The organism is Maribacter sp. (genome assembly GCA_020629415.1).
Classification (GTDB): domain Bacteria; phylum Bacteroidota; class Bacteroidia; order Flavobacteriales; family Flavobacteriaceae; genus Maribacter; species Maribacter huludaoensis.
In genome coordinates this window covers 1-6681 of the sequence record JAHDDL010000075.1, presented here as the reverse complement: position 1 = coordinate 6681, position 6681 = coordinate 1, and the positions used below count along the sequence as shown (strand labels likewise).

Here is a 6681-nt window from a genome sequence, read left to right as displayed (position 1 = left end):
ACCTGCATTTAAGGCATGTAATTTTTTTGTTTTGGCAAAAGGCTGATCACCGGCATATGGTATCTTAAGTTCGCGCACCAAAATGGAACCCTTTTCAATGGCATAATTCCATCTATATATAAAGTCAGATTTCTGTTGTGCCATTTCTAGCATTTCTGCGTTAATCGTTGCTAAATGGGTAGTTTCATTCCATTCTACAGGTAATACCAATCGGTCTATTCCGTTAGAGATATATATTTCATCACGGAGCGATACCCCTGTAAAGGCTTCAAAACGTTGTTGCAATTTTTCCATGTCTTTACCACCATCGGCAGCAGTTGGATCCAAACAGGCCAAATGCCATATAGTACCTGTTTTATCAGGATTATTTGCATCTACACGAATGGCGCGACCTCGCATTTGATTGGAAGAAACAAAAGAACCTACATAAGATGCCAATATCAAAGTGTTAATACAAGGGGCATCCCACCCTTCGCCTAGAAAAGCTTTTGTACCGATCAAGGTTTTTATTGCTCCATCTTGAAATAACTGCGTAACAGATTCTGCTATTTTATGTTTAAGCGTATCGGGCACTTGTATAAAAAGATATCCTATAGCACCCTCAACAGCCTGCACATGCAGCTTTTCAATAGCTAAAAGCGCTTTCAAATTTGGCAAAACAGTTTCATGCAATAGCACCAATGACCCTGTTAACACACCAAGTTGTGTATAATCACTTTGCTTAGCCAAAATGTATTTGAAAATAGGCACTACCCCAAGCTTGTTTAAGGCTTTAGTATCGCTTCCTTCAAAATCTAAAAATTCCTTTCGGATAAAATCAGTCAAAATGACCGTTCTAGCAGCATCACCCAAATTGGCATTGGTACTTTTTACAATTTGATAAATACTTTCAAGCTTACTAGGGCTATTGGATAAGTTTCTATACAAAACCTCATCACCAACAAAATTTACCCGCTTATTTTCGAGAACCCCTATACGCTTTAGTTCCTTTTCCAAAGGCAATAAAATTGCTTCAAGAGCACTAAATGCTTCCCGCTGATCCACCAATAAATGCTGTAACAATGCTTCTGACCATTCATAGGTAAAACTGGGAAAGTTCACCTCGTTGTTAGAAAAACCAAGAATTTTTAAGTTCTGCTCATTTACGGCATAACCGCAAGCGTTCAGATAAATAATAACCGAACTGAAAAAAGTAGGATTTTGATAGATATATTCCAAAGATTCCTTTGGGTGTACATAGAAATCCTGAGTGATCAACGCTTCTTGTAACTCCTTATTTACAAGAAGTTGATTGGTAAAATTTAAAATCTGCTCTCGGTAGTTTACAATGTATTTGATCTGTGTCTCTTCAGGCTTGGAGAAATACACAAAATCTTGATGCGGACAAAGGTCTCCGTTCTTAATAAGATCTGGTACTGCAATTTCATCATCAATAGGACCACATAAACTAAAATAACGATTGATTTCTGTTGTAGAACTATCATAAGGCGGAGTTGCAGTCAACGAGACCACCGTTAGACCTTCTATTTGCTTTAAATGATAAAGGCATTGCCACCATTCATTTTTAAGATGATGCGCCTCATCTAACACCAAGGTTTTAATGCCATGCGATGTGATAAAATCTAACAGCTGTTGTTTCTCATTTTCATCGAAAGACTTGGTTAAGGAAAATAATGATTGATAGGTTGAAAAAGTAATTAAGCTAGGTTTTTTTAGGTCTAAGGAATACTGATCGAAATCTTTTTGAACCGCAAAAAAATCTAGCAACCGAGAACGCCATTGGTTACGTATGGTCAATGTAGGCGCCAAGACCAAAGTTGGTTTACCTATACGAATTAGAATTTCTAAGCCAAGTATGGTTTTGCCAGATCCCGGTGGTGCAACAACATGTAAATGCTCGTCTTTAATATGGCTTTGAAAACCATCCAAAAATTTTTGTTGATAGCTACGCCATGTATATTTGAACTTTAATAGTTCTCTGAATTTTTGCATCAAGAATCAATTATCGGCTAAGCCCATAAAAATAAGTAATAACCACTATAGCTATTCTTCAAATTCCCCTATTTTTGTAAAACTTCAAGAGATGCACGTTTTATGGCATAGCAACTAAGGCTTTAAAGCGATTGAGCGTTTGAATTTAAATATTCGAATATGGCAAAAAAAGGCAAGGCAAAAAATACGTTGAACAAAGCAAAGCATGCCAAGCTCATGGAAAGAAAGAAGAACAAATTAAAAAAGGAAGCCGCGCTTAGAAAAGAACGGCTTAAAAGTATCATTAAAAAAAGTCAAGAATCTAAATAAGCATTTAAAAATTACACTATGTACCCACTTATACGCCCAAGAAGATTAAGAACCTCAGAAGCAATACGTAGTTTGGTTCGTGAAACCATCATTTCTCCAAGTGACTTTTTGGTCCCGCTTTTTGTAGTTGAGGGCAAGGGAATTAAAGAAGAAATACCTTCTATGCCCAACTATTACCGTCTTAGTCTAGATAACTTGACCAAAGAGGTAAAGGTACTTTGGAAAATGGGGCTGCGCTCTGTTCTGTTATTTGTTAAGGTAGCTGATAATTTAAAGGATAATAGCGGCTCTGAGGCATTGAACGAAAACGGATTAATGCAATTGGCGATCAAGACGGTAAAAAGTGCTTGCCCAGAGATGTTGGTAATGACAGATGTTGCCCTTGACCCCTATTCTTCTTACGGTCATGATGGTATTGTTGCCGACGGACAAATTCTAAACGATGAAAGTGTAGATGTATTAGCGGAAATGAGTGTATCCCACGCACAGGCGGGTGCAGATTTTGTTGCTCCTAGTGATATGATGGACGGTCGTATTATCAGTATTCGTGAAGCATTGGAAGATGAAGGGTATACCGATACCGGCATCATGGCATACAGTGCAAAATACGCAAGTGCTTTCTACGGTCCGTTTAGAGATGCTTTAGACTCTGCCCCTGTGGATATCAAAAATGTACCTAAGGATAAAAAGACTTATCAAATGGATTATGCGAATCGGTTTGAAGCTATTCGCGAAACGCAATTGGATATTGATGAAGGTGCGGATATTGTAATGGTAAAACCGGGATTGTGCTATTTGGATATTGTCCGTGAAATTAAAAATGAATTTGATGTACCCGTTGCCGTGTACCAAGTTTCCGGTGAATATGCCATGGTAAAGGCAGCCGCTGAAAAAGGATGGTTAGATCATGATGCCGTAATGATGGAACAACTGACCGCAATTAAAAGAGCGGGTGCCAATATCATAGCTAGTTACTTTGCCAAAGATGCTGTTAAATTGTTAGGTTAAAGAACAATTTATATGCATAATTATTTATATATACTTTTCGGTTTATTTTACTTTGGCGCTTTTGCTCAAGTAGAAAAAACCACACCACTTCTGCTTCCGGTTGGTTCTAGTTTGCAAGAATCTTCGTTGAAGGCCTACGCATTGGATTCTGCCCTTGTATATCGCAACGTAGATAATATTATAACAAATGGTATAAAAAATAATGCTTTCCCCGGTGCGCAAGTTTTAATTGCGAAAGAGGGGAATATCATTTTTCATGAAGCATACGGATTTCATACCTATGACAGCATACAACCTGTTGCTAAAAATGATATTTATGATCTAGCTTCGGTCACCAAAATTCTAGGTCCGCTACCTGCCATCATGAAATTGGTAGATGAAGGCAAGTTGAGTTTAGATGTTCCTTTCAGCACCTATTGGAAACCTTGGAAAAGTCAAAAAGACAAAGCAAACACTACGCTTCGTGAGATATTGGCGCATCAAGCTGGTTTAGAACCGTACATTGTATTCTTAAGCAAAACCTTAAAAAATAACGGTCGGTTCAAAAAGAAGTTTATTCGTAATAAAAGTTATAAAAGGTTTAGTAACGAAGCTTATGAAGGTATCTATGTAAAAAATAGATACAACAGAAAAATGTATCGCATTATCAATCGTTCTAAGGTATCCGCAGAGAAGAAATATAAATACTCGGGACTCACATTTCTAATTTTTCCAGAGCTGATTTCTCAAATAACCGGCATTCCGTATGAAGATTATATGGAGCAGGAATTTTACAGACCACTTGGTATGAAAACCTTTGGTTTTTTGCCGAGTACCAAAAATTTCAACAATAAAATTATCCCGACCGAAGTCGATACTATGTACAGACATACACTAACCCAAGGTTGGGTACATGATGAAAATGCCTCTTTGTTAGGTGGTATTTCTGGCAACGCCGGGCTGTTTGGTACTGCAGATGATCTGGCGATCATTATGCAAATGTTCCTGCAAAACGGTCTTTATGCCGGTAAACGATACATCTCTGAAAAAACTATAAAGGAATTTACCAAAGTACAATATCCCGATAACGATAATAGAAGAGGCCTTGGCTTTGATAAACCCTATTTAAAGAATAATACGTTTAAGATTACCAATGCTTACCCCGCGCCAGAAGTAGGAGCATCTAGTTTTGGGCATAGCGGTTTTACAGGAACTTTTGTCTGGGCAGATCCAGAGCATCAAATAGTATATATTTTCTTATCGAACAGGGTATATCCTACACGAGAAAATAGGAATATTTACCGCTTAAATATACGTCCGTCCGTTCAACAAATATTTTATCAGGCATTTGATAACGCAAAATAGCACCAACCTTAGCATTTTTATTAATATCTTCGATTTATAAAACAACCCTATGGGACTATTACTATTTTACGCATTTATTTCTATTTTCTTCTCCTTTCTGTGTTCTATACTAGAAGCGGTATTGTTGAGTATTACCCCAACCTTCATCAATGTAAAAATGAAAGAAGGCCATTCTTATGCAAAAACCTTGGAAGGTCTTAAAAAAGATGTCGATCAGCCGTTGATCGCTATTTTGACCATAAATACCATTGCCCACACCGTTGGTGCAATTTTGGTAGGTGTGCAGGCAAAGGCGGCCTATGCCGAACTTTACGGTAGCGAGACCAGCTCTATTTTTGGCATAGAATTTACCGAAGACTTAATGGTAGGCGTTGTATCTACCATTATGACCATTCTAATTCTGGTAGCATCTGAAATTATACCTAAGACCATTGGCGCAACCTACTGGAAACAATTGGCGAATTTCTCTACCAAGGCATTGAATATTATGGTGTTGGGCTTAAAATATACAGGCTTGCTTTGGTTATTGCGTTTATTTACCAAAATGGTAGGCGGTGGCAACCATCATGGTAGTGTATTAAGTAGGGAAGATTTTCATGCCATGACAGATATGGCGCATGAAGAGGGTGTTTTTGAAAAATCCGAATCTACCATCATCAAAAATCTTTTGAAGTTCGATGAAGTTTTGGTCAAAGATATTATGACACCAAGGGCGGTTATGAAAGTAGCTTCAGATGAAAAAACAATCGCAGATTTTTTTACCGACAATCCCAAATTACGCTTCTCTAGAATTCCTATTTACACCAATAACATTGATAACATTACCGGTTTTGTTTTAAAGGACAATGTATTGGAAGAAATGATCAACCAGAACGGTGATATTCCTTTAAAGGATATTAAACGAGAAATATTGGTTACCCGTAGAAGTACACCAATCCCTACATTATTTGAAATTTTCATAGAAAAACGTGAAGCCATTGCACTTGTGGTAGACGAATATGGTTCTGTTAGCGGTATTGTAACTATGGAAGATGTGATCGAGACCCTTCTAGGGCTTGAAATTATGGATGAGAGCGACAATATTGCGGATTTGCAGAGTCTTGCCCGTAAAAATTGGGAAAAACGTGCTCAGGCAACGGGAGTCATAGAAAAACCAACTTCACCGGACGAATAACCAATACCCACCATTATGGCCGACATTGCTTACATAGATACACCTTTGGGCATAGCCAAAATTGTTGGGGATGCAGACGGACTTACAGCTATTACGGTCTTGAACTCTGATGAAACTTTAACGGATGTAATACCGGAAACATTAGAGGATGCCGTATACCAACTGAACGAGTATTTTGAAGGTGTAAGAACCCAATTTGATCTAAAGCTGAATCCTCACGGAACGGAATTCCAGAAAAAGGTTTGGGTAGAATTACAGAATATTCCCTACGGAAAATCTAGATCTTACTTAGAACTTGCCAAATCTTTGGGAGACCCAAATGCAACTCGGGCGGCCGCATCCGCAAATGCCAGAAATCCGTTATGGATCGTGGTGCCTTGCCATAGGGTCATAGGTACAGATGGTTCACTTACCGGTTACGCCGGCGGGCTACACAGAAAACAGTGGTTATTGAACCATGAAAGCCCAACAAAACAGCAAAGTTTGTTTTAAAAGCACTATTCTATCTCGTTAAAAAACAAACTACTTGGTTTGTTACCCATTCAAATTTCCCTCTAAATGCCATAAACCTTGTATTTCGTCGATTGTATTGTCATAACCATCGTACAATTCTACCATTGCAATGCCTTTTTTCAGGAAAGAACAGACCGGTTGGTCGGTTAACTGATTTTCCCTTTTAGCACAGATACTTCGTTTAGATTTATATTAAATATTACGTTTATGGTTTCCCGTAATGTAAATTTTGCTGATTATTGTAGGTTTATTCTTTAATAGTATATTAGTAAACAGAAAAACAATTGCACATATTCTACAATATAGAGGGATATGTGCAATTGTGTACATATACAATAGTT

General features: G+C 37.8%; 6 protein-coding genes. 5 read left to right on the top strand and 1 reads right to left on the bottom strand.

Annotation, left to right across the window (positions count from 1 at the left end; all coding sequences use genetic code 11):
* Positions 1 to 1992 (bottom strand): DEAD/DEAH box helicase family protein (locus QZ657_RS17020; protein WP_291968226.1); only part of this gene is annotated, 1992 nt, incomplete at its 3' end.
* A gap of 159 nt (positions 1993 to 2151) precedes the next feature.
* On the opposite strand from QZ657_RS17020, the gene QZ657_RS17015 reads away from it, so the two are divergent.
* Genes QZ657_RS17015 through QZ657_RS16995 form a run of 5 tightly spaced genes read left to right on the top strand, consistent with a single transcriptional unit; the run spans position 2152 to position 6319 of the window.
* Entirely contained in the window at positions 2152 to 2301 is a 150-nt protein-coding gene (locus QZ657_RS17015) for a hypothetical protein (protein WP_276470425.1), read from the top strand.
* A gap of 18 nt (positions 2302 to 2319) precedes the next feature.
* On the top strand, positions 2320 to 3309 hold the full coding sequence (hemB, locus tag QZ657_RS17010; protein WP_291962815.1) for a porphobilinogen synthase: 990 nt from the start codon (positions 2320 to 2322) through the stop codon (positions 3307 to 3309).
* A 12-nt stretch (positions 3310 to 3321) separates the two neighbouring features.
* Positions 3322 to 4653 (top strand): serine hydrolase domain-containing protein, encoded by a 1332-nt coding sequence (locus QZ657_RS17005; protein WP_291968225.1) that lies wholly within the window; start codon positions 3322 to 3324, stop codon positions 4651 to 4653.
* Positions 4654 to 4702: 49 nt separating this feature from the next.
* Positions 4703 to 5827: a CNNM domain-containing protein gene (locus QZ657_RS17000; protein WP_291968224.1), complete on the top strand. Its 1125-nt coding sequence runs from the start codon at positions 4703 to 4705 to the stop codon at positions 5825 to 5827.
* Between the two features lie 15 nt (positions 5828 to 5842).
* The gene (locus tag QZ657_RS16995) at positions 5843 to 6319 is read left to right on the top strand and encodes a methylated-DNA--[protein]-cysteine S-methyltransferase (RefSeq protein ID WP_291968223.1); all 477 of its coding nucleotides are present in this window, start codon (positions 5843 to 5845) and stop codon (positions 6317 to 6319) included.
* Positions 6320 to 6681: the final 362 nt, after the last annotated feature.